Source organism: Enterococcus gallinarum, from assembly GCF_021496385.1.
GTDB classification, from domain to species: domain Bacteria; phylum Bacillota; class Bacilli; order Lactobacillales; family Enterococcaceae; genus Enterococcus_D; species Enterococcus_D gallinarum.
In genome coordinates this window covers 3293592-3318799 of the sequence record NZ_CP050816.1, presented here as the reverse complement: position 1 = coordinate 3318799, position 25208 = coordinate 3293592, and the positions used below count along the sequence as shown (strand labels likewise).

33 protein-coding genes are annotated in these 25208 nt (G+C 37.2%); 24 read left to right on the top strand and 9 right to left on the bottom strand.

Annotated elements, in window-relative coordinates; translation table 11 throughout:
- The first annotated feature begins 583 nt into the window (after positions 1 to 583).
- The 3 genes from HED61_RS16020 to HED61_RS16010 all read left to right on the top strand — a co-directional run bounded on the left by HED61_RS16020 (position 584) and on the right by HED61_RS16010 (position 2923).
- The gene (locus tag HED61_RS16020) at positions 584 to 877 is read left to right on the top strand and encodes a hypothetical protein (RefSeq protein WP_005471757.1); all 294 of its coding nucleotides are present in this window, start codon (positions 584 to 586) and stop codon (positions 875 to 877) included.
- A gap of 335 nt (positions 878 to 1212) precedes the next feature.
- Positions 1213 to 2022 (top strand): restriction endonuclease, encoded by an 810-nt coding sequence (locus tag HED61_RS16015; protein WP_029487211.1) that lies wholly within the window; start codon positions 1213 to 1215, stop codon positions 2020 to 2022.
- A 70-nt stretch (positions 2023 to 2092) separates the two neighbouring features.
- A complete protein-coding gene (locus tag HED61_RS16010; protein ID WP_219645069.1) occupies positions 2093 to 2923 on the top strand; it encodes a sugar phosphate isomerase/epimerase family protein in 831 nt (276 codons plus the stop codon).
- Positions 2924 to 3187: 264 nt separating this feature from the next.
- On the opposite strand, the gene add is transcribed toward HED61_RS16010, so the two are convergent.
- From add to HED61_RS15990, 4 genes are all read right to left on the bottom strand, one after another.
- Positions 3188 to 4204: an adenosine deaminase gene (gene add, locus HED61_RS16005; protein WP_003127488.1), complete on the bottom strand. Its 1017-nt coding sequence runs from the start codon at positions 4202 to 4204 to the stop codon at positions 3188 to 3190.
- Positions 4205 to 4468: 264 nt separating this feature from the next.
- Entirely contained in the window at positions 4469 to 5578 is a 1110-nt protein-coding gene (ald, locus tag HED61_RS16000) for an alanine dehydrogenase (RefSeq protein ID WP_219645070.1), read from the bottom strand.
- Between the two features lie 207 nt (positions 5579 to 5785).
- Positions 5786 to 6502 (bottom strand): C39 family peptidase, encoded by a 717-nt coding sequence (locus HED61_RS15995; RefSeq protein ID WP_176333204.1) that lies wholly within the window; start codon positions 6500 to 6502, stop codon positions 5786 to 5788.
- A gap of 67 nt (positions 6503 to 6569) precedes the next feature.
- Entirely contained in the window at positions 6570 to 8528 is a 1959-nt protein-coding gene (locus HED61_RS15990) for an ABC-F family ATP-binding cassette domain-containing protein (RefSeq protein ID WP_219645071.1), read from the bottom strand.
- Positions 8529 to 8743: 215 nt separating this feature from the next.
- On the opposite strand from HED61_RS15990, the gene HED61_RS15985 reads away from it, so the two are divergent.
- Complete coding sequence (locus tag HED61_RS15985; RefSeq protein ID WP_060813607.1) at positions 8744 to 9421, top strand: redox-sensing transcriptional repressor Rex; 678 nt, start codon at positions 8744 to 8746, stop codon at positions 9419 to 9421.
- 65 nt (positions 9422 to 9486) lie between these two features.
- Here the strand turns inward: HED61_RS15985 and HED61_RS15980 are convergent, their stop codons facing one another.
- Positions 9487 to 9855 (bottom strand): thioredoxin family protein, encoded by a 369-nt coding sequence (locus HED61_RS15980; RefSeq protein WP_156248190.1) that lies wholly within the window; start codon positions 9853 to 9855, stop codon positions 9487 to 9489.
- 195 nt (positions 9856 to 10050) lie between these two features.
- On the opposite strand from HED61_RS15980, the gene HED61_RS15975 reads away from it, so the two are divergent.
- The 5 genes from HED61_RS15975 to HED61_RS15955 all read left to right on the top strand — a co-directional run bounded on the left by HED61_RS15975 (position 10051) and on the right by HED61_RS15955 (position 13017).
- On the top strand, positions 10051 to 10977 hold the full coding sequence (locus HED61_RS15975; protein WP_003127494.1) for a permease: 927 nt from the start codon (positions 10051 to 10053) through the stop codon (positions 10975 to 10977).
- A gap of 3 nt (positions 10978 to 10980) precedes the next feature.
- Positions 10981 to 11808 carry a TIGR03943 family putative permease subunit gene (locus tag HED61_RS15970; RefSeq protein ID WP_029487208.1) on the top strand — a complete coding sequence of 276 codons (828 nt, stop codon included), beginning with the start codon at positions 10981 to 10983 and terminating at the stop codon, positions 11806 to 11808.
- 165 nt (positions 11809 to 11973) lie between these two features.
- On the top strand, positions 11974 to 12240 hold the full coding sequence (locus HED61_RS15965) for an IreB family regulatory phosphoprotein (protein WP_003127496.1): 267 nt from the start codon (positions 11974 to 11976) through the stop codon (positions 12238 to 12240).
- Positions 12240 to 12671 carry a Holliday junction resolvase RuvX gene (gene ruvX / locus HED61_RS15960; protein WP_005471772.1) on the top strand — a complete coding sequence of 144 codons (432 nt, stop codon included), beginning with the start codon at positions 12240 to 12242 and terminating at the stop codon, positions 12669 to 12671. The genes HED61_RS15965 and ruvX overlap by 1 nt, the downstream gene beginning before the upstream one ends.
- A 22-nt stretch (positions 12672 to 12693) precedes the next feature.
- Positions 12694 to 13017: a DUF1292 domain-containing protein gene (locus HED61_RS15955; protein ID WP_021149327.1), complete on the top strand. Its 324-nt coding sequence runs from the start codon at positions 12694 to 12696 to the stop codon at positions 13015 to 13017.
- An 84-nt stretch (positions 13018 to 13101) separates the two neighbouring features.
- Here HED61_RS15955 and HED61_RS15950 read toward each other — a convergent pair whose 3' ends face one another.
- The 3 genes from HED61_RS15950 to HED61_RS17030 are packed head-to-tail and all read right to left on the bottom strand — an operon-like array spanning position 13102 to position 15294.
- The gene (locus tag HED61_RS15950; RefSeq protein WP_002321409.1) at positions 13102 to 14247 is read right to left on the bottom strand and encodes a site-specific integrase; all 1146 of its coding nucleotides are present in this window, start codon (positions 14245 to 14247) and stop codon (positions 13102 to 13104) included.
- Positions 14248 to 14297: 50 nt separating this feature from the next.
- Entirely contained in the window at positions 14298 to 15062 is a 765-nt protein-coding gene (locus HED61_RS15945; RefSeq protein ID WP_002321408.1) for a helix-turn-helix domain-containing protein, read from the bottom strand.
- 1 nt (position 15063) lies between these two features.
- Positions 15064 to 15294 (bottom strand): P44/Msp2 family outer membrane protein, encoded by a 231-nt coding sequence (locus tag HED61_RS17030; protein WP_111230898.1) that lies wholly within the window; start codon positions 15292 to 15294, stop codon positions 15064 to 15066.
- Between HED61_RS17030 and HED61_RS15940 the strand changes: the two genes are divergently transcribed.
- The 14 genes from HED61_RS15940 (at position 15197) to HED61_RS15880 (ending at position 23808) form a co-directional block, all read left to right on the top strand.
- Positions 15197 to 15424 carry a helix-turn-helix transcriptional regulator gene (locus HED61_RS15940; RefSeq protein ID WP_002340430.1) on the top strand — a complete coding sequence of 76 codons (228 nt, stop codon included), beginning with the start codon at positions 15197 to 15199 and terminating at the stop codon, positions 15422 to 15424. The two genes, HED61_RS17030 and HED61_RS15940, sit on opposite strands and share 98 nt — an antisense overlap.
- Positions 15425 to 15436: 12 nt before the next feature.
- Positions 15437 to 15721, top strand: a complete 285-nt coding sequence (locus HED61_RS15935) for a helix-turn-helix domain-containing protein (protein ID WP_002321406.1) — start codon at positions 15437 to 15439, stop codon at positions 15719 to 15721.
- A 48-nt stretch (positions 15722 to 15769) separates the two neighbouring features.
- The gene (locus HED61_RS16945) at positions 15770 to 15901 is read left to right on the top strand and encodes a hypothetical protein (RefSeq protein WP_002321405.1); all 132 of its coding nucleotides are present in this window, start codon (positions 15770 to 15772) and stop codon (positions 15899 to 15901) included.
- A 63-nt stretch (positions 15902 to 15964) separates the two neighbouring features.
- Positions 15965 to 16876 (top strand): DUF6017 domain-containing protein, encoded by a 912-nt coding sequence (locus tag HED61_RS15930; RefSeq protein WP_211182504.1) that lies wholly within the window; start codon positions 15965 to 15967, stop codon positions 16874 to 16876.
- Positions 16869 to 17087 (top strand): hypothetical protein, encoded by a 219-nt coding sequence (locus tag HED61_RS15925; RefSeq protein ID WP_002321403.1) that lies wholly within the window; start codon positions 16869 to 16871, stop codon positions 17085 to 17087. Before HED61_RS15930 ends, HED61_RS15925 begins: the two co-directional genes overlap by 8 nt.
- On the top strand, positions 17074 to 19749 hold the full coding sequence (locus HED61_RS15920; RefSeq protein ID WP_219645072.1) for a pLS20_p028 family conjugation system transmembrane protein: 2676 nt from the start codon (positions 17074 to 17076) through the stop codon (positions 19747 to 19749). Before HED61_RS15925 ends, HED61_RS15920 begins: the two co-directional genes overlap by 14 nt.
- A gap of 13 nt (positions 19750 to 19762) precedes the next feature.
- Positions 19763 to 19948, top strand: coding sequence for a hypothetical protein (locus HED61_RS15915; protein ID WP_002340434.1), 186 nt, complete (start codon positions 19763 to 19765; stop codon positions 19946 to 19948).
- A gap of 3 nt (positions 19949 to 19951) precedes the next feature.
- Complete coding sequence (locus tag HED61_RS15910) at positions 19952 to 20290, top strand: hypothetical protein (RefSeq protein WP_002320997.1); 339 nt, start codon at positions 19952 to 19954, stop codon at positions 20288 to 20290.
- A 148-nt stretch (positions 20291 to 20438) separates the two neighbouring features.
- The gene (locus tag HED61_RS15905; protein ID WP_002320996.1) at positions 20439 to 20936 is read left to right on the top strand and encodes a plasmid mobilization protein; all 498 of its coding nucleotides are present in this window, start codon (positions 20439 to 20441) and stop codon (positions 20934 to 20936) included.
- A complete protein-coding gene (locus HED61_RS15900; protein ID WP_219645073.1) occupies positions 20921 to 22258 on the top strand; it encodes a relaxase/mobilization nuclease domain-containing protein in 1338 nt (445 codons plus the stop codon). The genes HED61_RS15905 and HED61_RS15900 overlap by 16 nt, the downstream gene beginning before the upstream one ends.
- A 22-nt stretch (positions 22259 to 22280) precedes the next feature.
- A complete protein-coding gene (locus HED61_RS15895; protein ID WP_100970556.1) occupies positions 22281 to 22583 on the top strand; it encodes a hypothetical protein in 303 nt (100 codons plus the stop codon).
- Positions 22576 to 23070 carry a hypothetical protein gene (locus HED61_RS15890; protein WP_100970555.1) on the top strand — a complete coding sequence of 165 codons (495 nt, stop codon included), beginning with the start codon at positions 22576 to 22578 and terminating at the stop codon, positions 23068 to 23070. The genes HED61_RS15895 and HED61_RS15890 overlap by 8 nt, the downstream gene beginning before the upstream one ends.
- A 76-nt stretch (positions 23071 to 23146) precedes the next feature.
- Complete coding sequence (locus tag HED61_RS15885; protein WP_048945431.1) at positions 23147 to 23449, top strand: hypothetical protein; 303 nt, start codon at positions 23147 to 23149, stop codon at positions 23447 to 23449.
- A gap of 110 nt (positions 23450 to 23559) precedes the next feature.
- On the top strand, positions 23560 to 23808 hold the full coding sequence (locus tag HED61_RS15880) for a type II toxin-antitoxin system Phd/YefM family antitoxin (RefSeq protein WP_002322861.1): 249 nt from the start codon (positions 23560 to 23562) through the stop codon (positions 23806 to 23808).
- 229 nt (positions 23809 to 24037) lie between these two features.
- Here the strand turns inward: HED61_RS15880 and HED61_RS15875 are convergent, their stop codons facing one another.
- Positions 24038 to 24811 carry a hypothetical protein gene (locus HED61_RS15875; RefSeq protein WP_100970554.1) on the bottom strand — a complete coding sequence of 258 codons (774 nt, stop codon included), beginning with the start codon at positions 24809 to 24811 and terminating at the stop codon, positions 24038 to 24040.
- Positions 24812 to 24915: 104 nt separating this feature from the next.
- Between HED61_RS15875 and HED61_RS15870 the strand changes: the two genes are divergently transcribed.
- Positions 24916 to 25161 carry a helix-turn-helix domain-containing protein gene (locus tag HED61_RS15870; protein WP_025479813.1) on the top strand — a complete coding sequence of 82 codons (246 nt, stop codon included), beginning with the start codon at positions 24916 to 24918 and terminating at the stop codon, positions 25159 to 25161.
- Positions 25162 to 25208: the final 47 nt, after the last annotated feature.

Below are 25208 nucleotides of genomic sequence, written 5' to 3'. Positions count from 1 at the left end.
GAGAGACAGCAAAAGTCTTTGTCTACAGGTTTTTTTGTCTTAGAAAAGAGTCGCTGAGACAATTGGAAGCAGCTGCCCTGCAGAAGAAATACTAAGCAGTACTAGGTCGAAATAAGGAATAGTCCCAAACAAAGCGCTATCCTATAAAAACTAAAAATACAATGCGTCAGTTACAGTAACTTTTTTTGAAAAGTCATGGGTTTATAGCCGTAGTTTTTAGAATGAATCAGCTAATTCGAAGATAATAATATGGAATTTTTCTAGAAATTATCGCATGAAATGACCCTTGATTGAGAACGCCATGAAAGGTGGGAGAAATGCAGTTGTGTATATAAGCGAAAGCTGTCTCTTCTTTCCCAAGAAGACTGGATGATTTTGGAATCTGTTTTTCTTTGGCTTAAAGGGCAAAATAGTTTGTTTTTTTGGGAGATTAAATTTATACTAATTTTTATAGCTAATTTAGTGACTTGTTAAGTAGATACGAAACAACTCCTGAATTAGAAAACAAATGAATGGGAAAGCGAATGTTTGATGACAGCTATCATTCGCTTTGCTGAACCGTTTGCCTAAGGAGTGGAATGTTGTGCCAGATTTAGTAAAGTTTGTATTGGTTATCTTAGTTATTTGGGTTATTTATCAATTGGTTACTTCTGTTTTATTTAGCTTGTCGCAAAAAGCCGTTAAAAAACGACTGAAGAGTAATAAGATGACAGATCAACAACTTGTAAACTTGTATCATTCTGTTGCAAAGTCAAATCAATATAATACGATGCAAGCCATATTTTCTTATGGAATTTTTTACAAAAGTCATGAAAAACAAAGTAATGAAGTGTACAAGTTGTATCGAGATGAAATGGAAAAAAGAAACTTGCTATAAAAGAAATTTTAATGTCACTTATTTTTCTGATAAGTGACATCAAACATAGATATGGCTAAAAAATAGATCCTTCTTTGCAATTTTGTGAGGAGGGCTCTATTTTTTTGAGCAAACAAAATAAATAGGTGAATAAAAAGGGACTCTTTTTTTGATGGAACATCGTCTCTGCGCTTCTACTGGTGATAGTAGTGTAACAGTAGAATTTTTAAAGAGTCTAGCTAGATATGCAATGCTGCTTATCAAAGACAGGATTTCATAAAAATCTATGAATCTAGTTTGTTTAGGGGTATTATAAATATAGCAACAAAGTGGATAAACAATCTGGAGGAGGAAGCATGATTCAACAATTTTTGCAAAAATTTACACGAAAAACTGGGAAAGTAGAACAATCATTCGAAGTAGTATCTAAAGAACACAGAGAAATAAAAGGGCTTTCTTTTGAACAAAACGAAGATGAATCGATCGTTATGGACTTTTTGAATCATATGGACAGAGAGTATGACACAACGCCTGCAGGACGGAAACAGCAAGGGGATGCCTTTGAGCAATTTTTGGCAGCGGTCTTTCGGCTAGCAAACTACGATGTTGAGATCACCAGAAAAAGCTATCTGCAAGGCAAACAGGTCTACACTGGTGATGACAATGTAGACTTGATTTTAAGCAAAGATGCGGAACGGATTGCTGTTCAAGCCAAACATTACCGCTTGAACACGAAAGCACCCAACTTGATCACAAAAGAGTTTGTCAATAAATATTCAGGAATCTCAGATAAAAATTGGACAAATAAACTTTTTATCACAACATCTTTATTTAATCCCCATGTTTATTTAGAGATCGAGAAGAATGAAAAAGCACAAAACATTGAATGGTATGACAGGTACGGGTTATTGCAGTTGTTGAACACATTGATCCCAGAAACAATGGAAAAGCACATGTTTTTAAATAGTTTGCCAGAACAAGTAGTCAAATGTCCGGAATGTGAATCAGGGTTTATTGTCCAAAAATGGAATAAGCAAAAACATAGCTATTTCAAAGGATGTACGATGTTTCCAGAGTGTGCCCATACGGAAAGTGTTTCATTCAGGCACACACGTAAAAGTTTTACTACGTCCTCAAAAGAACTAGATAATAGCATTTCTTCTTAGGATAACTGGTACTCTAAAAAGCTCATTTGTTGAACGAATCAGACACTTAGTAGAAGAAAGGAATGAAAAGATGTTTAATCTCGCTGTTCGTGGCCACGACTTAACCAAGGTTTGTGATCCACAAGATCTCGCTTGTCAAATCGCTGAAAAAGGCATCAAAAATGTTCAATTTGCACTAAATGCTTCATTTCCGGAACTTAGTGCTGCTGCCCAGATCAATCCGGGAATGGGGACTTTTTTTAAAAATGAATTTGGGCAACAGAATGTTCAAGTGGCATTGTTGAGCTGCTATAGTAATTTGATTCATCCAGATCCTCATGAACGAGAAAAAATTCTGCAGAAATTTGAACGCTATCTTTTTCATGCACGCTATTTTGGGGCGTCAATGGTTGCTTCGGAAACGGGTTCCGTTATTCCCACACTTGGTTACAGTGAAGAAAATTTCACAGATGAAGTTTTTGATGAGCTTGTAACTGTTGTCCAGCGGTTGGTAAAAACCGGGGAACGTTATCAAACAATGGTTGGGATCGAAGCGGGATTAAATCACCCCCTATTTTCCAATGACCGAATTCAGGAATTGATCGCAAGCGTTCCTTCTGATTTTCTGGGCATCGTCTATGACCCTACCAATCTCATCACTCCAGAAACGGCAAGTAAACAAGTAGAAATCGTTGCAGAGGCCTTTGAGAAGTTTGGTGAACGAATTGTCTGTCTCCACTTGAAAGACTACGTGATTGAAGAGGACCGCATTGTTTCTGTCCCTTTAGGAGAAGGAATCATTCCTTATCAAGCCATTTTACAAATCGTTGACCAATACAAACCTTATTGCTATGTCGTATTGGAGGGAACAAAAGATGAAGGAATCAAACGGGCGGTTGCTATGATAGAGGGGCTAAGCTGAATCGAATGAACCCATTGGCAAAAAAATCATTTGACGTCAAAGAAGTGATTGCCTCTAACCGCGAACACATTTAGAGAGCACGCTTATTTAAAAGAAGCGACAGCATAAGTTAGAATGGGACAAACAGACACTAGCGCATAATCCTGCCAATATTCTGAATTAACGCTCAAAATATGCGATGAGGCTGTTTGTGTTCTGTCCCGTTAAACGTTAATCTGTCGCTTCTTTTTTTGTTGGGAATGATACGTTCTAATTGAGGCTGTTTTATTCGTTGATCTGCCAATGACGAATCCTATGGATCAGCTGTTCTTTCTCTTTTTCACTGGCAAAGGAATGGCGGGCGGCGGTCTCATTCAATAAGCGCAGCTCACTTTCCGACATTTGGCAGTGACGGGTCATGTGTATGTATTCATCAGTCAATGTTGTTTTAGAAACGGTGCGGTTATCTGTGTTTAAGCAAAAAGGGACCCCAGCTGTCAGCCATTCCCTGAAAGGATATTGGTGATAATCCGTGATGGCTTTGGTATGCACATTACTAGTAGGACAACCTTCAATACAGATTTGATTGCGGGAGACAAAATCTTGGGCTTTCTTATCCCCTTTCAAAATGATACCGTGGCCAATGCGTTTTGCACCACTTTCGATTGCTTGATAGACATTACGGATACAGCCGCATTCACCGGCATGCAATGTCAATTGCACGTTTTGACCGTCTATGAAAAGTTGGTAAGTTTGCGCTAATTTGGGAACATAGTCATCTTCTTCAGGACCAGCTAAATCGATGCCCACGACTTTCTCTTCAGAAACAGACTCCGAAAAAATCTGGGAGATTGCAGCAGCAGACTCTTGCCGCATCCCGATGATCAAGATATTCCCTTTTACCGGATAGATGGACTCCGCACGAGCGATCCCTCTAGCTACTGCTTGAATCGTTTGTGGGCAGGAAAGACCCTGTTCCATTGACTGACTAGGAGCAAAGCGGATTTCGATATACGCGACACCATCTTCAAACGCTTGTTCCATGACATCAAACGCTGCGGCTTCTAATGCAAATTCACTTTGGAGATAAGGAAGAACAAAATCAAAGCGTTCCAAGTACTCATTAAGATCAGAACAGTCTTGGGGGGCTTGCATCCGTTCTTCAAGGATCGACAGTTCTTGTGGAATAGGCAGATTTTGCTGATTGGCGATCTTAAGTAATGTTTCTGGACGAATCGATCCATCCAAATGGCAGTGCAATTCTACTTTAGGGAAGGCTTGGATTTGGCTTTTCGTTAACACGTCATTCCTCCTCGCATACGCAGGGTACGCTGAATTTTTTTATGTATGAATATAGCATAGATACGGGTTATGTGCTAGTGAAAAAAGGAAATTCTCATGATAAAACTCTCCCTCTCAAAAAAGCTTCTATAAAAAGCCTCTATAAAAAGCCTCTATAAAAAAGCTCCGGTCAAAAAAGCTCGTATCAAAAAAGCCGCTGCCATGGGAGGATTGTCCCATGGCAGCGTACGATTTTGTTGAGCTGGCACTTTTTTGCTGAGAAAACTAAATCAGCTCTGAGAGATCGACGGCATCGATCGCCAGATCTTGTGCGGCTTCCTTCAACGTGAAGTGACCGTCAAATGCGATGACACCACGCGCCAGTGCAGCGTTTGTTCTTAATGCCTTTTCAGGATCGGCAGCTAATTGTTTAGCGTAGGGTAATGTGGCGATACTCAATGCCAATGTAGCAGTCTGTGGAACTGCGCCAGGCATATTGGCAACAGCATAATGGATCACATTTTCTTGGATGTAGGTAGGATCGTCATGAGTAGTGACACGATCTTCTGTCTCAAAAATGCCTCCTTGATCAATCGCAATATCTACAATCACTGATTTTTCTGCCATGGTTTTCACCATCTCACGAGTTACTAGATTTGGCGCTTTTTTGCCTGGCAGCAAGACGGCGCCAATCACCAAGTCTGCTTGTTGAATAGCGGCTTCAATGTTGAAACGATTAGAGAAGAGTGTCTGAACTTGTCCGTCAAATAGCTGGTCTAATTCTTGTAAGCGTGGGATGGATACATCGAGAATCGTGACTTGCGCACCTAGCCCTAACGCCATTTTCGCGGCATTGGTTCCGGCAACGCCACCACCAATAATCGTGACCTGACCTTTTCGAACGCCCGGGACACCGGACAGGAGGACTCCTTTGCCGCCATAGATTTTTTCTAAGAATTGTGCGCCGATCTGAACTGCCATTCGACCAGCAATTTCACTCATTGGAGAGAGGAGAGGCAGCGTCCCATTAGCCAGTTGGACATTCTCATAGCCAATCGCTCGAACCTTGGAGGACATGAGCGCTTTTGCTAATTCTGGATTGGCAGCAACATGTAGGTAAGTAAATAACAGCAATCCCGCTCTTAAGTAGGAATACTCTTCTGGCAGCGGTTCTTTGACTTTCATCACCATGTCAGCCGCCCAGACGTCTGCAGCGTTAGCAACGATCGTTGCGCCGACTGCTCGATAGGCTTCGTCTGAAAAAGTTGATCCGATACCTGCATTTGCTTCAACCAAGACCTCGTGCCCTTCTTGAACCAATTCATAGACGCCAGCTGGCGGCAAAGCTACACGATTTTCATTGTTCTTGATTTCTTTAGGAATTCCGATTTTCATATGCGTCACACCTTTCTTTCTTCTATTATAAAGGAAAGCGGATCCATTGTAAGGAGAAAGCGAAGATTTCTCAAGGTAGCTGTCAAGAGGCGCGGTCATTATCAACATGCATTGATGAGGACTATTTATAAAAAAACTACCTATAGAGTGTCAAGAAAGAGGTAATCGTGCTTGATCCTTCCTGACAACTTATAGGTAGTTTCTTTTTTATAAATTGGTACTTTTGTCCTCTGTAAATGTCCAAAAATGTAAACTTTGAGCAGCGATTTCTTCCAATGAATAGGACGTTAAATAATGTTTTTTTTCCGGCGTATCGTTTGGATCTAAAACAACCACATTTTCGTCTTGCATAGCAGCCAGCACCATGATATGACCAGTATCTGTGAAATCTCCACTGGTCACAGAGACGATCACTGGCTGTCCAACTGCCAGATAATTGGCTACTTGCGCGGTGTCTATGCCCAAATCGTGATACGAGTAACCAAAGGAATCCGAAAAATCAGAGAAAATCCGCCAATCGGTTCCTTGCCCATCGACATAGTAGCTATCTTGTGCCCAATCCAAAACTTCAAGCGGCGAAACGTTATCCTCTCGCAAATAAGCGAGTACCATTGAAAGAGAGAGCAGGGCACAGCCGTTATCGCTTAAAGTTTGCGTACCATCTGAACCATAGGAATAATCAGCCCATTCTTCATTTGTTTGTAGGTAAAGAGGCGTAGTCACTCCATTTTCTTGTAAATACTCGTTCGCTTGTTCATTGTAAGCTGCTTGATCAAAATCCATGTCATCCATCATGGGATATTCTTCATAATCTTGGCTGGAATAGCTCACATGAGAAAGTCGGATAAATGCAGCAAAAATCAATAATAAACCCAACAAAACAAGAAAGACATAACGCTTTCTTTGTTTCCCTTTTTTCTTCATAGCTTCCCTCCTGAAGTATCGTGCCTTTTTTGCCTTACTTCAAGTAAAGCAGAGGGAATGAAGGTTGTCATCCGCCTGTGGACTGATTCGTGTCAGTTGTTTCTAGTTCTTCCAATTCCAGACTCGTGTTTTCCCAAGCTTCCATCAGCTGTTCTTGCGTGGCTTGGACAGTCTCCATTGCTTGATTCAGCGAAGACAAACGGACGTGGTCGTTCAATGCGTCAGGACGAGTCATCGCTTGTTCGATTTCTTCAAGCTCTGCTTCGGTTTTGGCTAGGTCTGCTTCAATTTGAGTGACTTTACGCTGCAATGAGCGAATGGCTTTTTGTTGTTCTTTGCTCTGGAAGAAAGATTGTTTGCCTTGTGAGATGGCTTTCTCTTGAACATCAGATTGCTGCATCGCAGCTAGTTCTGTTTCTTCCAGTTTTTTCTCCACGTAATAATCATAGTCCCCTAAATACAATTTGCTGCCGGTTTCAGATAATTCAATGACTTTGGTCGCGATTCGATTGATAAAGTAGCGGTCATGAGAAACAAAAAGCAATGTGCCTTCATAATCAATCAAGGCATTTTCGAGTACTTCTTTGCTGTCGATGTCCAAGTGGTTAGTCGGTTCATCTAAGATCAGGAAGTTGTCATGATCCATCGCAAGTTTTGCTAAAGCGACCCGTGCCTTTTCGCCGCCACTGAGCAATGTGATTGGTTTTTCAACATCTTCACCAGAAAAAAGGAAACTTCCTAAAATTGTGCGGATCTCTACTTCTGGCGTAGTGGGGTGCTCATCCCATAATTCTTTCAAGATTGTTTTTGTTGAATGGAGATCTGATTGGGTTTGATCATAATACCCAATTGAGACATTGGCACCTAGATGAACGTCACCGCGAATCAAAGGAATCTTGTGGATCAGTGATTTTAATAATGTCGATTTGCCAATTCCATTAGGGCCGACTAATGCAATGGCATCTTTCCGGCGAACATCCAAATCAATCGGCTCGGATAGAACAGTCTCTTGATAACCGATGGCTGCGTTGGCTACTTGCATTACCACATTGCCAGAAGGTTTACTGATTGAAAAAAGGAAATTTGCGGATTTTTCATCTCCTTGAGGCCGATCGAGCCGCTCCATTTTTTCTAATTGTTTGCGCCGGCTTTGCGCCCGTTTAGTTGTGGAGGCACGAACTAAATTACGCGCTACAAAGTCTTCTAATTTATTGATTTCTTCTTGTTGTTTTTCGAAAGCTTTCCATTCACTTTGCAGCTGCTCGGCTTTCAAAACCAGATAACGACTGTAATTCCCTTTGTAATGGTGCATTTTCCGTCGGCTAAGCTCATAGACCTCATTGACGACTTTATCTAAGAAATAACGGTCATGAGATACAATCAAAAGAGCACCGGCATACCCTTGAAGATAGTTTTCAAGCCAAGACAATGTCTCAATATCCAGGTGGTTAGTCGGTTCATCCAAAATCAAAATATCTGGCTTTTGCAACAGCATCTTTGCTAGTGCTAGACGAGTTTTTTGACCACCAGACAATGTTTCAATGTATTGCTCATAAAAAGTGCCGTCGAACTTAAAGCCGTGTAGAACAGAACGGATCTCATTTTCATATCCGTAGCCGTTTTTTTCGGCAAATTCATGTTGTAGCTGGTCATATTCTTTTAATAGACCATCATAATTGACTGCTGTCGGGTCTGTTTCTGAAATGGCGACTTCTAATGAGCGCATCCGCTGTTCCATCTGTCGAATGCCGGCAAAAGCCGTCAACATTTCTTCCCAGACTGTAGCAGTACTGTTTAAACCAGTGTCTTGGGCAAGATAACCTAGTGTCGCAGTTTTATTTTTGGCGATCGTTCCTTTGTCGGGGCTTTCGATCCCGGCAATGATTTTTAACAGGGTCGATTTTCCGGCGCCATTTCTTCCCACAAGCGCGATCCGGGAATGGCTGGCAATCTCTAGGTTGATATTCTCAAATAAAACTTCAGCGCCAAATAGTCTAGCGATTTGATTTGCTTGTAATAGTATCATATGTATTCATTCCTATTCTTGAAGTCACTTGTCTCCTTGGTTGCAATACTATCAGTCTATCACATTTTGTGATAAACAGCGATTATGAAAAAAGAATGATTGTATCATTAAATAAAAAAAATTTCAAATTGTGAGCAATCAAATTGATTTTTGAGCAAACTATTTGATATGATAGCTACATCACACGTGAATTTTTCACAATGGGGGAGTATTTCTTGAAAGATCATCAAATTCCAAAGGCAACAGCGAAACGTTTGCCTTTGTATTACCGCTATTTACGCATCTTGCACAATGCTGGAAAGTTGAAGGTTTCATCTACTGAATTAAGCGAAGCTGTCCAAGTGGATAGCGCAACGATTCGTCGCGACTTCTCTTATTTTGGGGAATTGGGAAAACGCGGCTATGGCTATGACGTGGAAAGCCTGATGCAGTTTTTTGCTAAAACGTTGAATGAAGACCACATGACAAATGTCGCGCTAGTAGGTGTTGGTAATCTAGGTAGCGCACTGTTAAAATATAAATTCCATCAGAGCAATAGCATTCGGATCAGTGCTGCATTTGATGTGAATGAAGATATCGTAGGACGAATCGTGGATGGCGTTCCTGTCTATCCAATGAGCGATATGAAAGAACAAGTGAAGATCCAACAGATCGATGTCGCGATCTTGACGGTTCCCGCACAACATTCGCAAGACTTAGTCAATGAGCTTGTGAAAGCAGGGATCAAAGGAATCTTGAACTTTACGCCTGCGCGCATCACTGCACCAAAAGGTGTGCTGATCCAAAATGTTGATTTGACCAATGAATTACAAACACTGATTTATTTCTTGCATTCTGGCAACGTTTTAACGACAGATGAACCGGAAAACCACGAAACGACTGAATCAGAATAAAACCCAAAAACACTGTCTTTCCATCAACCTTCGCGTCTAGTAGGTGATGGAAAGACAGTGTTTTTTTATTCCATCAGTTGATCAAAAAGATCGTCATAAGAGATGGTCTCGGTTTTGGTCAAGGCAGTCCTATAACGATCAATAATAGCAGCCAGCCTATTAAAATCAATGATTCGTGCTTCTCTGTGGCGTTCATCTCCTTGAAAATAAAGAAGGACGACAGGAGCAGTCAATGCTGAAAATTGGCCAGCCGCCTCTGGGACTTCCGCTACATCGACAGCATAAAGTGGAACATTCTTCTCTAAAGCTAATTTATTAAGACGAGGTTTGTCTGCTAAGCAGACACTGCAAGCCGGCTGTGAGAGATAAATAAGTGCCAATGGGGTTTCTTTTATCTTCGTCAGCAGTTCATCTAATGTATTCATTTGTATCATGCAAATTCCTCCAAGCAGATTCTCTGTCTAATGTACGTTTTGAGGGACAACTTGTCAAAGAAACTGCTGGAAAAGAATAAAAACTAAAGCAAGCTTTAAGGTGCCAGCAAAGACTGTAAAAAACATTGTGCATTGAGGCAAAAAAACGTATAGTAGTTCCAGCGCAATTATTTTTTTATAAAGAAGGTTGAATATATGTTACAAAGCTTACCTAATTCTGTTTTGCAGATGAGCGTGATCTTTCTCTCCATCGTCATTGAAGCTTTGCCTTTTGTCTTATTAGGCTGCTTGATTTCAGGGGCGCTGCAAGTTTTTCTGACGCCAGAACGAGTGACAAAAATCCTGCCAAAGAATAAATTGGCCTCCATTGCAATGGGGTGTGGTTTAGGCGTTTTCTTCCCGTCTTGTGAATGTGGAATCGTTCCGATCGTCAATCAATTCGTCAAAAAAGACGTACCAGTTTACACGGCTTTTGCTTTTATGCTGACAGCCCCTATTGTGAATCCCATTGTGATTTTTTCGACATTCATCGCATTTGGCAATTCAGCGAAGTTTGCCTTTTTGCGAGTACTTGGCAGCTTGTTGGTGGCAATGGTGGTAGGTGTTTGGCTGGCTTATTTCAGTAAGCGAGAGATTTTGAAAACCCAATTGATCACAGCTTCAGAGGATACCCATCAAGGACATCACCATGGGCATGCTCATGATACAGGTTCTGAGAAACGAAAATGGTCCCATCAAATACGGCATTTGTTGCAACACAGTATTGATGAATTCTTCGATACTGGTCGGTATTTGATCATTGGCGGATTGATTGCAGCAGCGATGCAGACGTATTTGCCAACGGGAATGATGTTGACTTTGGGTTCTACGAAATTCTTGGCGGTATTGGTCATGCTTGTTTTGGCATTGACGATGTCGCTGTGCTCTGAAGCAGATGCGTTTATCGGTTCTTCGCTGCTTAGTCTGTTCGGCGCCGGTCCAGTCGTGGGTTTTCTGGTCTTTGGTCCTATGGTGGACATCAAGAATCTTCTGATGATGAAACGATATTTTACCGGTCGTTTTATTGCAACAATGGTGGGATTAATTGCTGTTGTAGTCTCAATTTATGCATGGGTGGTGTAAACAATGATCCGTTTTTTGATTTTATCTGGATATTTTGAGTTGATGATGTACTTGCAGGTATCAGGAAAACTGAATCAGTTCATCAATGTCCACTATCGTTATCTAGCGATTCTTTCGATGATTGTCGCTTTATTTTTGGCATTAGTCCAGTTGTATTTTTGGGTCAAACAAACGCCTGATGAACATGAAGATGAGCATCACCATGGACTCGAAAAAAAATCTCAGCGCATCATTGCGTATTTCTTATTAGCATTGCCAATCATTGTTGGTTTGTTTTTCCCAACAGTCAGTCTGGATACGACCATTGTTGAAGCAAAAGGGTTTAATTTCCCGCTGAGTGAAGAGTCTGTCGGCGATCCCGAAATGAATACCCAATACCTTAAACCAGATACTAGTCTTTATTACAATAAAGATGATTATGACGAGCAAATGACGACTTCGTTAGCGAAGTATGCCGATAAACAAACGATTGCTGTCACCGACGAGAATTATTTGGAACTCATGGAATTGATCTATACGTATCCAAGTGAATTTATCGGGAAAAAAATCAGCTATGACGGTTTTGTTTATCACGCAGCGCAAGATGATCGTAATGAAATCTTTCTGTTTCGTTTTGGGATCATTCACTGTGTAGCGGATTCAGGTGTTTTTGGATTACGTGTTGAGTTACCTGAACAAACGGTTACCGAGAATGACCAATGGCTGCACATTGAAGGAACCATCCAGTCGCAATACTATCAACCCTTTAAACGAGATTTGCCAATGGTAGTCGTTGACCAAGAACAAACCATCGAGGCACCGGCTAACCAATATGTTTATCGATCATTCTAGCGAAATGAGAGAAATATCGGTTTTTTTGAAAAAGTTCACAAAAATATCATAAAGCTTTGTTATAATAAAGATAAACTAGTGCAGATGTTTGTAGTTTTACAAAACGTCGAGTACAATAGAAACGTACAATGTGCTAAAAAACAATATAAAGAGAGGTGTCGTGAAATGGGTTTTACAGATGAAACAGTACGGTTTGATTTTGATGATAGCCGCAAGAAAGAAATCAGTGAAACACTGGCTATCGTGTATCGTGCATTAGAAGAAAAAGGTTATAATCCAATCAATCAAATCGTCGGTTATCTCCTTTCTGGCGACCCGGCTTACATTCCTCGTTATCGGGATGCCCGGAACTTGATTCGTCGTCATGAACGCGATGAGATTTTGGAAGTTTTGATTCGTTATTACTTAGGAAATCACGGGATCAACCTATAATGAGAGTCATGGGTTTAGATGTCGGTTCACGAACAGTTGGTGTAGCTGTTAGTGATCCTATGGGATGGACTGCGCAAGGGATCGAGATCATTCGAATCAACGAAGATGAAAATGACTTTGGCTATGATCGTCTTGGAGAATTAGTCAAAGAGTATGAAGTGACTCGTTTTGTGGTGGGACTGCCCAAGAATATGAATAACACCATTGGTCCAAGAGCAGAGGCTTCACTAGCTTACGGCAAGGCCATCGAAGAACGTTTTGATTTGCCTGTTGACTACCAAGACGAACGCTTGACGACTGTTCAAGCAGAACGAATGCTAGTTGAACAAGCCAATACATCTCGTGCCAAACGTAAGAAAGTCATTGACAAATTAGCAGCAGTAATGATTTTGCAGAATTATTTAGATGGTGCTGGAAAACAACTGTTTTAGTTTACAGAAAAGAGGAAAAAATATGTCAGAACATACGCATGATCACAATCATGATCACAACCACGACCATGAAGGTCACGAACACATTACATTGGTCGATGATCAAGGCAATGAAACATTATACGAAATTCTTTTGACAGTAGATGGACAAGAAGAATTTGGACGCAACTACGTGTTGCTTTATCCAGCTGGAGTACCAGAAGAAGAAGATGTCGAATTACAAGCCTATGCCTACGTTGAAAACGAAGATGGTACAGAAGGCGAATTAGAACAAATTGAAACAGAAGCTGAATGGGACATGATCGAAGAAGTCTTTAACACATTCATGGCTGAAGAAGAAGAATAAGCTTTAAATGGTAGCTGAACCCTTGGTAGATAAGGGTTCAGCTTTTTTGTATTTTGAATTGAATACGAGATTGAATACGTTCCGCTAGAAATTTAGGTGCTCTGCAAGCTTTTCAACGGTTTTTTCTTTGGTTTCTTTAGTTAGATGAGCATAGGTATCCATTGTTAATTTGATTGATGAGTGTCTAAGGCGTTCTTGAACTTCCTTCATGGAGACTCCTGACTCTAACAGCATACTAGCATGAGTGTGTCTGGTTACATGGTTACCTAGAAATGGAATACCAGAATTCTTGCAGATTGTTATCATACGAGAATAAATAGCGTGTTTAGTAATGATTTCCTTGTAGATTCCACAAAAAATCATTGTTGGATCAGTAATACCAAGGGTTAACATATATCTTTTTTGATTGATTTGCCATTTCTTTAGCCAATTAATGGTTTTATTGTCTAAAGATAGAGAACCATAGCTATTTCTCGTTTTTGGACTTGAAATTTTGTACCCATATTTTGTTTGGCTTAAGGTTTTGTTTATAGTGACGGTGTTTGAATTAAAGTCAATATCTGACCAATCTAAAGCTAAAGCTTCGCTAATTCGACAACCACTAAAAAATAGAAAGCGAAGTAGCGTTTTATCGTAGTCGGCTCTATAGGTGCTTCTTTTTGATTCCAAGTATTGGAAGAGACTTTCTAGTTGATCCCGTGAATAAATTTTGACAGTATCTTTCTTTTTTTCAACGTTTCTATTGGGCATGATTACAAGTTCACAGGGGTTTTTAGTAATTATCCCTAAAGTCATTGCATATTTGAAAATACGGCTTGCAGTAGAATGTAGGACTTTATATTGATCTGTTGTTTTAGCCCACTGATTCAATATCTTCTGAACATGTTTTGTAGTAATTTCTTTAATTCTAAACTGCCCATATTTTGGAAGAATCCATTTATTAAACTTAATCTCAATTTTTAATTGAGTGACTTCCTTTACAGTAGTTTTATAGCTCTCATACCAGAGATCATACACTTCTTTGAAAGTTTCGTTTGTTTCCTTTTTAAGTCCGTTCTCTTCAAAGTCTACAAGTAGTCTATTAAGCTCGATTTGAGCTTCTTTTTTTGTTTTAAAATTTCTACGTGTAGTACGGACTTCTTTACCAGTTAATGGACTGATTCCAAGGTAGGTCTGAAATAGCCAAGCTTTGGTTCCGTCTTTCTTTTCATATTGCTTAATTGTTGCCATTGTTTTTCCTCCTATCAGTTGCGTGGCGTGCTTTTGATAGAAAAAATGAATTAAAAATTATTGTGGTTTTTTGAAAGAATCTGTGCGGTATTGCTTCCTTTTTGGAATGGAATGCCAAGCGATTTACAAATGGTATATATAAGTTTTTCGGTATCTTCAGTGTTTACAGTCATGGCAGAAAAATACGCATCTATTGACTCATATGGATTATTTAATTTATAAGAATCGTCAAATTTCTCAAGTAATGCAATTCCATATTTATAAATTAAATCCGTATCGCCGTATTTATATCCGCTGTTAGATACTCCTTCATGAAAGGAGGATAAAAACCTATTTTTAAACTTGTCAGAGGAGATGGAATGTCTCTTATTTATAAAGTCCTCCAAATCCAGTTCAATAATGTCTAGACAGTAATCATTGAATATAGGTAAGTATATCTTATTGAATAGTCGTAAAATAGAATTTTCGTAATCAGGAAACTGTAAATTTTCCGAAATAGGCATTAAATCATTATAAATAGTATCTACTGTTTCAGGAAAATCATTCAAAAAATTTGTGTATCCTTCTTTATCTAACAATGATGAAATAAATTCTTTAAAAGTTCCCCATAATAACCAGTTAATATCTTTATGAGCAATTTTAGCAATTTGAGTTAGCCTGTCGTTATTAGGTAAGCTAATCCCTCGCTCCCAACGCGAAACAATACTATCTGCGGCGGTAGGAGTTATCTTTTTTCCGAACTCTTTCATGGAAAGCCCGAGTTCTTTACGAACTAAACGAATACGGTTTCCTACTGATGTCTTATTAAGGTTCATATTATATCCCTCCGACAGTAATGTAACACAAAAACGGAATGGAATCTACGAAAAACGACGGGTAAGTATTGACGGACAATGAAATAAATGCTATTCTATCGTTGGTAAAGACGAAAAAAGACGAGGTGGTAAGGTTGGACTCTCCAGTTAGAAAATACCGCAGGTTCTGTGGATATAGACAAAAAGAACTTGCGGAGTTATTAGAAATATCGGAACTAACGTATCGTAACAAAGAGAAAGGAAGGGTGCCGTTTAAAGATTATGAAATAGAAAGAATCGTAAAGCTATTTCATAAAGATGGAATTCATTTAGATATTGTGGATATTTTTTTTAGTGATTTGAAGACGAAAAAAGACGAATGAGGAGTGGGCATCATGGATGTATCGAGTGTACAAGTTATTCTACCGCCAGATCTTGATCAATCATTACGTAAATATTTTTATCAAGTTGCTAAGGAAGCTGTTGATCAAGTTCGTATTGAGACATCTTTAAGCAAAGAAATTTTCCGGCTTGGAGAAGCGTGTGAATATTTGAGTTGTAGTAGAAGTACACTAAAAAAATTCATTAATCAGCGTGGTTTAAAGGTGAGTATCATCGGAGACTGTCAATTTATCAGAAAAGAAGAGTTAGCAAGATTTATCAAAGAATATGAAATATAAAAAAAGTTGCGTGGTGTGCTTTTGATATGAAAAAAAGGAAGTGTTTGTTTGAACGATGATGAAGAAGCAAAGTTGAGTTTAAAAGAAATCAAGATTTATTTTCTATTTGATTTAATAAAAGGTGAATATACAAAAAAAGAGTGCTCCTTACAGTTTGCAGACCGGAAGAACACTCAATAATAAAGTTCTGTGAAAACTTTATTTGACTACATTTTAACATTGACAGGAGGAAGTGTGGAATTTATGGCAGAAAAACGTATGTTGTCAAAAACTTTTTTAAATAATGCGAGTTTTATGAAGATGTCGGATTCAGCAAAATTATTATATGTATATCTGAATGTAAACGCAGACGATGATGGGATTGTCGAAGCATATCCATATGTACGGATGCTTGGAACCCCTGATGATGACGTGAAAATTCTTTTAGCTAAAGAATTTCTCTATATGCTGAATGAAGATTTATTAGTATTTCTTCCCCATTGGCTGCAAAATCAAACGTTAAGAACTACAAGATATACACCCTCTATATATCGATTTAAATTATTAAATAGTAATCCAGACTTTTTTACAAGATTAAAACAAATTAGTATTGAAAAAATTTTAAAAGCAGGTCAAACGGAAATGCTTCGAAATGATTTGATTGAAAAATGGTATCCCGTTGGTCTACCAAAGGACGACCATGGGCATGCCCAGGTTAGATTAGGTCAGGTTAGTTCAGATCAGAGTAGGTCAGGTAAGGTTAGTTTAGGTGAGATTAGGGAAGATCAATCTATCAATCTATCGGATGACATGGAAGTCGAAATTATGAGACAAAAAATAAAGAATCAAATTGGATATAATGCGCTAAAATCCAATCCTTGTTACAAAAGAATTGTTGAAGATATTGTTAATATAATTCAATCAATATACTCTGAAAAGAGCAAAACATACAGGATAAATAGAGAAGAAAAATCTGCAAATGAAGTGATAGAAAAAGTAGAACAACTCAATCAATTTGATATTGAATCTGCTATTGATTCATTTAACGCAATTGATCATGAGATACACAATCTCAATCTTTACTGGATTACAACTTTATATAACTGCAAAAATACTGTAAGTTCCAGAGCATATAATAACTTTGTTACTCAAACAAGAGAGGTGTTATATGATTGAAAATCGTCTAATAGACCAAATCTGCTGTCTCGATCAAAATGTAGATACTCTCGAATTAATCGAGAGTATCTGCTTTAACACCGTGGTTCTCGATTTAAGAGCTGAAAATGACAATTGTGTAACTCATATCATAATTAATCAAGAAATGGCTCAGAAGCTCTCGGAGAGTCTCAAAAAATGGGCTGAGGGAGGTAATAATGAAAATAGTTAAAGAAAAGATTGCCAGTAGAAAAATACACTGGTTAGCTTTGAGCATACTTGTTTTAATGTTTATCGTTGTTTTCACCGGTAATGTTGTTCAAGCAAGCATTTTCAATTGGTTTGATGACACAGAAAGTCAAACTGAATTTTTGAATAATCCTCTTTATCAACCGTACTTGAAAAAATTCAATGGAGACTTTTACGGACAGTTCGGCATGTGGATAGGCTGGGGAGTCATCAAAGCAATGTTTGCAATCACAGATGGTATTCAAAATATGATTCCCGAAGTGTTAGATTTGTTTAGCTTTATTGAAAATACGGGAATGAATAAAGTTTATCAATCGGTCTTAAGTACAGTTGTTATTGGTTTAATGATACTTTCACTGATGATTATCGGATATAAGATGGTGATTGGCAAAGGGAATTTGGATTTGAAATCCGTTGGAATGAACGTTGTTATGTCGATTGCGTTGATTCTTTTAATGCCAACTTTAATTCACAGTGGAATAGAGTTTTCTAAAACTTTTTATAATGATACGACTACGATTACAAACTCAGACGAAGGTGTGGCGTGGTCACTGATTGAACAGGGAGTGACAGATTTAGCTTATATCAATAAAACAGATCAGTACTCAATGATTGATAAAACGAATGATCGGAACAATTTAACAAAGAAAAATTTTTGGAAAACGGATCTTACACAAGTATTGACAGATAATGTACTTGAAAAAATGGAAAAAGAAAACGCAACTGCTGATAATTTGCGTTATGAATTAGTTGAAAATTCCGATAATGAATTTGTTGCTTCAAAATTTGAGGATAACTTTTTATCTACATTTACAGATGGATTGAAATCGGGATATTATCGCTATCAAGCGAATCTATGGGGCATTTCAATTGGGCTGATAGCTTTAGCAATAGCCTATGTTTTTAGCGCCTTTGTGATTATTACTGCAATACTCGAGTTAGCATTTAAACGTGTACTCGGAGTTTTAGTATTTGCTACTGACTTAGAAACAGGACAGCGTTCAAAAGTTGTTCTATCAGATATTCTACAGTGCTATTTGACTGTAGGCTTTCAAGGATTTGGACTATCCATGTTTGCTATGTTTATCAATTTTCTGAACTCAGGACAAGGTATCTCAACAAATATTTTTATAAAAACAATTGCTTATATCTGTGCCGTTTTTGTTTTAATCAAAGGCAGTGGAACAGTCATGAGATACTTTGGTGTTGATATTGGACTCAAAGAAGGTTATGGGCAACTTGCTTCTGCTTTTGGTATGGGCGCAATGCTGTTTAGAAAAGGATCAAATGGATTTAATCGTGCTAAAGGAAGCGGAAATGGAAATGGATCAGACAGCGGAGAAGGAGAAGATCGAAAACCAGAAAAGAATTTCGGCGAAACTCTATCAAAAAAAGCTGGCAAAACTGGAAGAGCTTTGGGATATGCCCATGAACGTGGATTATCAGGTTTAGCTTCAGATGGAGCTACAATGGCTAGTGAAAGAGCAATAAAACCATTTAAGAGTATGCGTGATATGGCTAATGGTACCAAGAATAAGTTCAAAGAAGGTTTAGATGATGGTACCGTGTCCGCTATTAATAAAAATAGCAAACCTATGTTAGCTAAAAATAAAGAAGATGAAACTGGAAAATATGCTGATTCCATGCCAACACGTCTTTCGGATAGAAAAGATGGTGCTAAGGTTGAAAATGCCGATAGAATTATGTCTAGTTCTGAACGTATGCGTGAAGCAATGAAAAATAATGCTGAATCGAATAATAATCCTGTAAGTGCAATTCAGCAAAAAGTTCAACAAGATATTGAAGAACGTAAAAATGCTATGCACGGTCAAGCTAAGTCTGCTGAAGAATTAATTAATCAGAAGCGACAGGGAGCGAAATACACGCCTGAAGCAATGAATCGTGAGGAAATGTTAAGCAAACGTGTAGAAGGGCGTACAGGCGCTAATATGGACGAAAAAGAAGCGTTGACCAAAGAAAGAATCCAAGAAGCTAAAAATTCAAATACCGGATTAGAAAAATTGGTCAAAGAAAATGTACAAAATTCTACAAGTAGTCAAGGTGGCCGATCAGTAGATGTCCGAGAAAATATTCAAGGTTCATTGAATGGTCATGTCGGACGGAATGTTGATGTAAGAGAGAATTTACAAAGTTCTTCAAATGGTCAAGGTACTAAGACAATTGATGTTCGAGAAAATCTGCAAAGTAGCAGTACAAGTCAACCAAAAACAGTAGATGTTCGAGAAAATGTACAAAATTCTACAAGTAGTCAAGGCTTTAAATCAGTGGATGTCCGAGAGAACGTGCAAAGTAGCAGTGCAAGTCAACCAAAAACAGTAGATGTCCGAGAAAATGTACAAAGTTCTACAAGTAGTCAAGGGTTCAAAACAGTAGATGTTCGGGAGAACGCTCAAAAAGATAGTGGAGAAATGAAAGAAAAAACACAAAAAATCAATATCGTTGAAGACAGAAAGTCAGCGAAAAAATTTGATTCAAATCATGAAACAGTGATTATTGATAGTGAAATCCGTGAAAATGATAAGGGATCAAAACCAAGACGAAGATTTACCTATGAAGACAACGAGTTATTCAGAGATACACTTAATGATCCTAATCCACTTTTCGATAGTTTACTTAAAAAATAAAGAGGTGATTTTCATGCAATTAATTCTACAGATTAGTACACATGATTTCTTAGAACTTGACGAATTATGTGAATCAGTAAAGAAAGCAACAAATGAAAAAATCACGGTCACTAATTATATTGAACTGATGATTCAAGAAGAATTAAAGATGAAAAATGAGCTTATGAATGAACTTAGTCACATACAAAAAGGAGCATGAAAAATGGCAAGGAAAAAACAAAAATCAATTGCAGATTTGAAAAAAGAACTCGCCGAGTTGGAGAGAAAGCTTTATCCCGAACTGGGAAAGTTTGCCTATGAAAAAACAGGAATTTCATCAGTAAAAGAGTTTGAAGAAACTTTTGAGATTAATCAAAAAGGTACTCGAGAAAAATGGCAAAAGGCGGTAAATTTCGCGAATAGCGAATTTACCCTAGTGCATGAATTTCTTGCAAGCGATCAATTGTTGGAAACGAAGTTCCAACAATTTTTGAGAAGAAAAGGAGAGACAGCGTATCGAATTTTCTATCGAGAAGAGACGCAAGAAGAAAGTGTTAGGTAGCTGATTTATCGACTATCTAATCTCGATAAAATGCGGAGCATGAGGGTGCTCGTAGGGAGTTTACTCCCTCGACAAGCGGGGAAGGGTTCCCTTTCCCCTCGCTTGCTTCTTTTGAACTTAAAAATAATATTGGAAAGGAGAAGTGCGCATGGCAATTGATGTCAGTAAACTACCATTAGAAGAAAGGCGAAAGCGATATAAACGTAATGAAGATAGTCGACGACAAAATAGGCCGATAAAGTTTCGAGTAGACGATTATCAGTACCAAGAGCTAGAAAAAACAGCAGACATTTTTGGTTTATCTGTTCCAATGTACGTGAAGAAAATCGCAGTAGACAACGCAGGGAAAAGTCTAAAATATACCGATCGACAATATAAAGAAATTAATTTTCATTTACTAGCAATAGGAAGAAATTTGAATCAATTAGTGAAAACAGCAAATTATTTGCGTGTTCAGTTAAATAAAAAAGATACCGAGATACAAAAAGAAGAACATCAGAGTGTTTACTTATCTTTTACAACTAAGCAAGAGCGCTTAAAGCGGCTATATGCTAAAAAAAATGACTTAATGATACAAATAAAATCAATAAGTGATCCATTGAATCGCTTGGAAAAAGAGTTGAATAAGTTATGGGCTCGATTATAAAAATTGCTTCAAAAAGTAGGAGTATTCATAATACAATTTCATATATGTTAAATAAACAAGAAGATTCTGAACTCGTGACAGGAATTGGCGTATCGAATGATTTAAATGCTATTGAGGATTTTAAACGAACCAATGAAATTTTTGGTGATAAAGGGAAAATAAAGCTTTGGCATTTTACACAAAGCTTTGATCCACTAGAAGATATTTCCGCTGAAAAAGCACATGAGTTGGGTGTTAAGTGGGCAGAAAAAATGTTTCCTAACCAGTCAATTTTGGTCGTCACACACACAGACAAAGGGCATGTTCACAATCACTTTGGTATTTCACCAAACGATCAGCGAACAGGAAAGAAAATGGATATTCGAAAGAATGATATTCGAGTTTTGCAGGCCTGGAATGATAATATACTTATTGATAATGGAATTAGCCCACTTGATATGTATAAGTATAATCATTTAGTTGCAGATCGTGAAAATTGGAAAGAACGTGAATTTAGAACTGAAAATAAGATTTCAAATCGAGAAAAAATAAAACTAGCTGTTTCTGAAGTTGCTCAGTATGCGAAAAATTATGATGACTTTCATGCGGAATTGAAGAAAAAACATTCTGTTGAGACCTATCGATTTGCCAAAAATCAGCGTATTGGGTACAAACTCTTAGATTCTGAAGGTGGGTTAATCTTAAAGATTGGCGGAAAGCGTTTAGGGCAAAACTATGATATGAATTATCTTGATGATTTGTTCACAGAAAATAAAAAAGCGGAGCAAATTCAATCTGAAGAGGTACTCACTGAAATTGCTATTCGACATCTTGGTAAATCGTTAAATGGTAGAGCGGATAGTAGAATTAATTGGCAAGAACGGGCGCAACGCTTTGAATTAGATAATGAGAATATACCATTTCTTAGATCATCAAAAGATTATGAAGAATTTTATGACAAATATAAATTTGAAATAGAGGACAGAATAGAAATTTTATTAGATGTTTTTGGTGAGAATAAAGACCAATTCTTTGGATTTGCAGTGGAAGAGGAACCTTTAAAGTATAAGAAGAAATGTGTAGATTTGGTGTATAAAAAAGTTGTTTATGATATCTCAGAGAGTTTATCAACTGATTATAACCAATCTAACATTCATGATACTGAACCCACTTTAGAACGTAATTTTAAGAAGCGTTATATTCAAGAAACAAAACGTGTTCTTTATTTATTTAATCGTGCAATTGATGATGGTACGATTGAAAAAGCTCGGAAAGAGTATGAAAAAACAGCAAGAGAAATTGATTATCAAAAACAACAAAATCAATATGATATGGATTTTTAAGTAAACAGGGAGAGGGAAAAGAATGTCTGATCCGTATATTAAAGTATATTGTTCAAAGGAAACAAAAGAATTGTTTGACAGCTTTTATGAGAAGAATAAAGGAACTCTTGGAACGAAAGCAAATATGTTTCGTGTGATGGTTTCAAATTTGCCAATGTTGGCTAGTCAATCAAATAAAAAAGTTAGTGATCCTGAAAGCATTAAACTTGAACAAACAATTTCAGAACTAGAATCAATTATAATGAAAAAGTTGAATGGTATTGATCAAAAGTTATCGTGTTCTCTAAAAAATAAATACAAAAATGAGGAGGGGAAAGATGTTTAAAGTGTATTTCCCGTTTCAGTGGCTAGTTAAAGGGATTCTTTTAGTGCTACTAGGATTGATTCTTTTTGGAAGCTATATAACAATTAAAGCCAGATATTTTCCAGAAGAAAAGCCGATAAAAATTGTAACAAAAGATTTAAAAATAGGTGAAACTTATCAGGCAGATGGGGTTGAGTTAATTTTTAAAAAGGTTGAATTGACCGAAAAAAGAAATGAATTTGCACAGCATGATCGTGTATTACAAGTGACCTATACAATGAAAAATGATACAGAAAATCCGATACGTCCGCAACAATGGTCGATTGAAAATAAGAATGGTGAAGAACTTTATGAGTATGCTATGATATTGGATAATCCAGAGTATATTGAAAATGGTAAATCAGAAACAATAAATTACTATTATGAATTACCTAGTGAAAGGCAGGAATACCAAATCGTAGTACGTAGAGCGAATGGTTATTTTGTTGGATTACCCTTTAATTTGTAAGTCTTATTTTGTTAGTGGTTTTTAAGTTAATGTCATTTTTGTGATTATTGAAAATGAAAGTGAGGAAATTGGAAGAATGGCTGATGAAAATAAAGTTGTTCCGCTTGAAACACTAGTGATAAATAAGGAAGAGTTTGAGCAACTTTTTCTTGATTTTTTTGTTCAATATGACAGGATTTATGATTTTAGTTCGTCACTAGATTTATTTGAATTAGAAGCAGAAATAATAAAAAACAGTCAAGAGGAAGATGGTAACATTATCATTTCAGTAGAAAAATTCAATGAATTATTCTCAGAAACATTTGAAATAGATACAGATTATTATCAACCACAAGAAGTTTTTCGATCGTTTAGAGATCAGATTATTGGTATTAGTTAAACTATAAAATGAAAGCTTAATAAAGCAAGCGTTGAAAGAATTATTCCTCAACGCTTGCTTTATTTGATGGGCGCTTCATAATAGAGGTATAGAGAAGAGAGGTGTTCATTTTGGATACTATTACTCCAACAAACTTCAAAAAAAATATAGGTAAAGTGTTGCAAGAAGTAGTTCATTCAAATTCTGAAATAGAAATTACTAGGGATTCTAAAAATGGATTGAACGATGGCGTCATTATGATTTCTAAGAGAAAGTGGGAGCTGCTACAAGAAGAACTTTATTTACAACGAACGGGTACATGGGCTTATGTATCTGATTTAATGAAAAACGAGAAGGAAGATGACTTTAAAGTAGTTTAGTATGAAGGTCGATTGATAAAACGATGTGGATTAATGCTAAATAATGAGTAATTTTTCAATAACACAAAAACTGTGTACAGTATTAGAAGTAGAGAAACGCTAGCGTCGAAAAAAAGATATTTTTCGTGAAAAGTAATAGGGGCTAAAAAGAAAGTATACAATTTATTTATGTTTCTAAGCATATAAAAAAGAGCGTTGAAAGGAATATTTCTCCTTCAACGCTTCTTTTTTAGAAGATTTTAATGACCATCTCAGCTTCATTTTCAGGTTTAGGTAATTCATGGAAGCTTGTGTTTATCGTGCTTAATTGATCAACTAACCATGTTTTACTTTTTGACTCGTAGACAAATCTAAAATTAATATCATTGTTCTCGTGTTGAAGAGGTTTCTCCAAATAATCTGGTGAATATTCATAGTCAACGTAACCTGCTAATACAAAAGAAAGCAATCCATTATTTAGTGTCAGATTTAACGGATGGTCGTAAGCTTTTATTTTTTTTAATGTCATATTGTACATATCTTCAGCCATAAAAGTTGAGTTCATGATTTCATCTTGGGTTTCATTAAAAAAGTTATCCGAATAATCGCTTATTTTTGAAAAGTTTTTATTGGCACCAGCCTCAAAAAATTGTTCAACTTTTTCAGTATAAAGTTGTGCTAATGCCCCTTTTTCAATATTAACTTTAATATTTTCATGTCTATCAATTTGTGTGCTGTTCAGTAAGGGAAGATCAGCTTTTAGTTTTATATCGTCTTGATTTCTTTCAATTTCAATTGGCAAAATCTTTTCAGTAGATTCAGTTTCTGATAAAGGAACATCTAGTTTTTTATCATGATAATAAGCTTCAAATCCATCTGGAACCGGAAAAAAATGTATTGGGTAATTCTTTTCTGAGGTTGTTGTACTAGTTTCCGTACTTGTATAGCTTGTGTCAGAAGTGGTACACCCGCTTATAGTTCCGATGAGTAAAGCGCAAGTTAGAATGATTGCAAATTTCTTCAAAAAAATTCCTCCTTAAAATTGAATGTGGACTAATACTAGTCCCATTGTAGCATACCGAATCTTTAAGATTAATAAGAAAAAGGACTAATTTTAGTCCGAAAGGTGTGCTATTCTTGAAAGAGGAAAAAATTATTGATAAAGAAAATGTAATCGGTAGCAATATTAGACGAATCCGATTAGAAAAAGGAATTGGTCAAACCGAGCTGATTAGAGACCTACAGCTTCATAAAATTGCTATAACTAGGGAAACGTTGGTTAAGATTGAAGGTGGCCGCCAACACATTAAATTGGATCAATTGAAAGCCATCAAAGATATTCTACAGGTGTCTTATGAAGATTTGCTTCAATGACTACTTGTAGTCATTGGGAATAGATTATTTATGTTATGTCTATATCT

Coding starts and splice junctions, on each gene's coding strand:
- HED61_RS16015 (WP_029487211.1), top strand. CDS start 1,213: ATGATTCAACAATTTTTGCAAAAATTTACACGAAAAACTGGGAAAGTA.
- HED61_RS16010 (WP_219645069.1), top strand. CDS start 2,093: ATGTTTAATCTCGCTGTTCGTGGCCACGACTTAACCAAGGTTTGTGAT.
- ald (WP_219645070.1), bottom strand. CDS start 5,578: ATGAAAATCGGAATTCCTAAAGAAATCAAGAACAATGAAAATCGTGTA.
- HED61_RS15995 (WP_176333204.1), bottom strand. CDS start 6,502: ATGAAGAAAAAAGGGAAACAAAGAAAGCGTTATGTCTTTCTTGTTTTG.
- HED61_RS15990 (WP_219645071.1), bottom strand. CDS start 8,528: ATGATACTATTACAAGCAAATCAAATCGCTAGACTATTTGGCGCTGAA.
- HED61_RS15980 (WP_156248190.1), bottom strand. CDS start 9,855: ATGATACAAATGAATACATTAGATGAACTGCTGACGAAGATAAAAGAA.
- HED61_RS15975 (WP_003127494.1), top strand. CDS start 10,051: ATGTTACAAAGCTTACCTAATTCTGTTTTGCAGATGAGCGTGATCTTT.
- HED61_RS15970 (WP_029487208.1), top strand. CDS start 10,981: ATGATCCGTTTTTTGATTTTATCTGGATATTTTGAGTTGATGATGTAC.
- HED61_RS15965 (WP_003127496.1), top strand. CDS start 11,974: ATGGGTTTTACAGATGAAACAGTACGGTTTGATTTTGATGATAGCCGC.
- ruvX (WP_005471772.1), top strand. CDS start 12,240: ATGAGAGTCATGGGTTTAGATGTCGGTTCACGAACAGTTGGTGTAGCT.
- HED61_RS15955 (WP_021149327.1), top strand. CDS start 12,694: ATGTCAGAACATACGCATGATCACAATCATGATCACAACCACGACCAT.
- HED61_RS15950 (WP_002321409.1), bottom strand. CDS start 14,247: ATGGCAACAATTAAGCAATATGAAAAGAAAGACGGAACCAAAGCTTGG.
- HED61_RS15945 (WP_002321408.1), bottom strand. CDS start 15,062: ATGAACCTTAATAAGACATCAGTAGGAAACCGTATTCGTTTAGTTCGT.
- HED61_RS15935 (WP_002321406.1), top strand. CDS start 15,437: ATGGATGTATCGAGTGTACAAGTTATTCTACCGCCAGATCTTGATCAA.
- HED61_RS15930 (WP_211182504.1), top strand. CDS start 15,965: ATGGCAGAAAAACGTATGTTGTCAAAAACTTTTTTAAATAATGCGAGT.
- HED61_RS15925 (WP_002321403.1), top strand. CDS start 16,869: ATGATTGAAAATCGTCTAATAGACCAAATCTGCTGTCTCGATCAAAAT.
- HED61_RS15920 (WP_219645072.1), top strand. CDS start 17,074: ATGAAAATAGTTAAAGAAAAGATTGCCAGTAGAAAAATACACTGGTTA.
- HED61_RS15915 (WP_002340434.1), top strand. CDS start 19,763: ATGCAATTAATTCTACAGATTAGTACACATGATTTCTTAGAACTTGAC.
- HED61_RS15910 (WP_002320997.1), top strand. CDS start 19,952: ATGGCAAGGAAAAAACAAAAATCAATTGCAGATTTGAAAAAAGAACTC.
- HED61_RS15905 (WP_002320996.1), top strand. CDS start 20,439: ATGGCAATTGATGTCAGTAAACTACCATTAGAAGAAAGGCGAAAGCGA.
- HED61_RS15900 (WP_219645073.1), top strand. CDS start 20,921: ATGGGCTCGATTATAAAAATTGCTTCAAAAAGTAGGAGTATTCATAAT.
- HED61_RS15895 (WP_100970556.1), top strand. CDS start 22,281: ATGTCTGATCCGTATATTAAAGTATATTGTTCAAAGGAAACAAAAGAA.
- HED61_RS15890 (WP_100970555.1), top strand. CDS start 22,576: ATGTTTAAAGTGTATTTCCCGTTTCAGTGGCTAGTTAAAGGGATTCTT.
- HED61_RS15885 (WP_048945431.1), top strand. CDS start 23,147: ATGGCTGATGAAAATAAAGTTGTTCCGCTTGAAACACTAGTGATAAAT.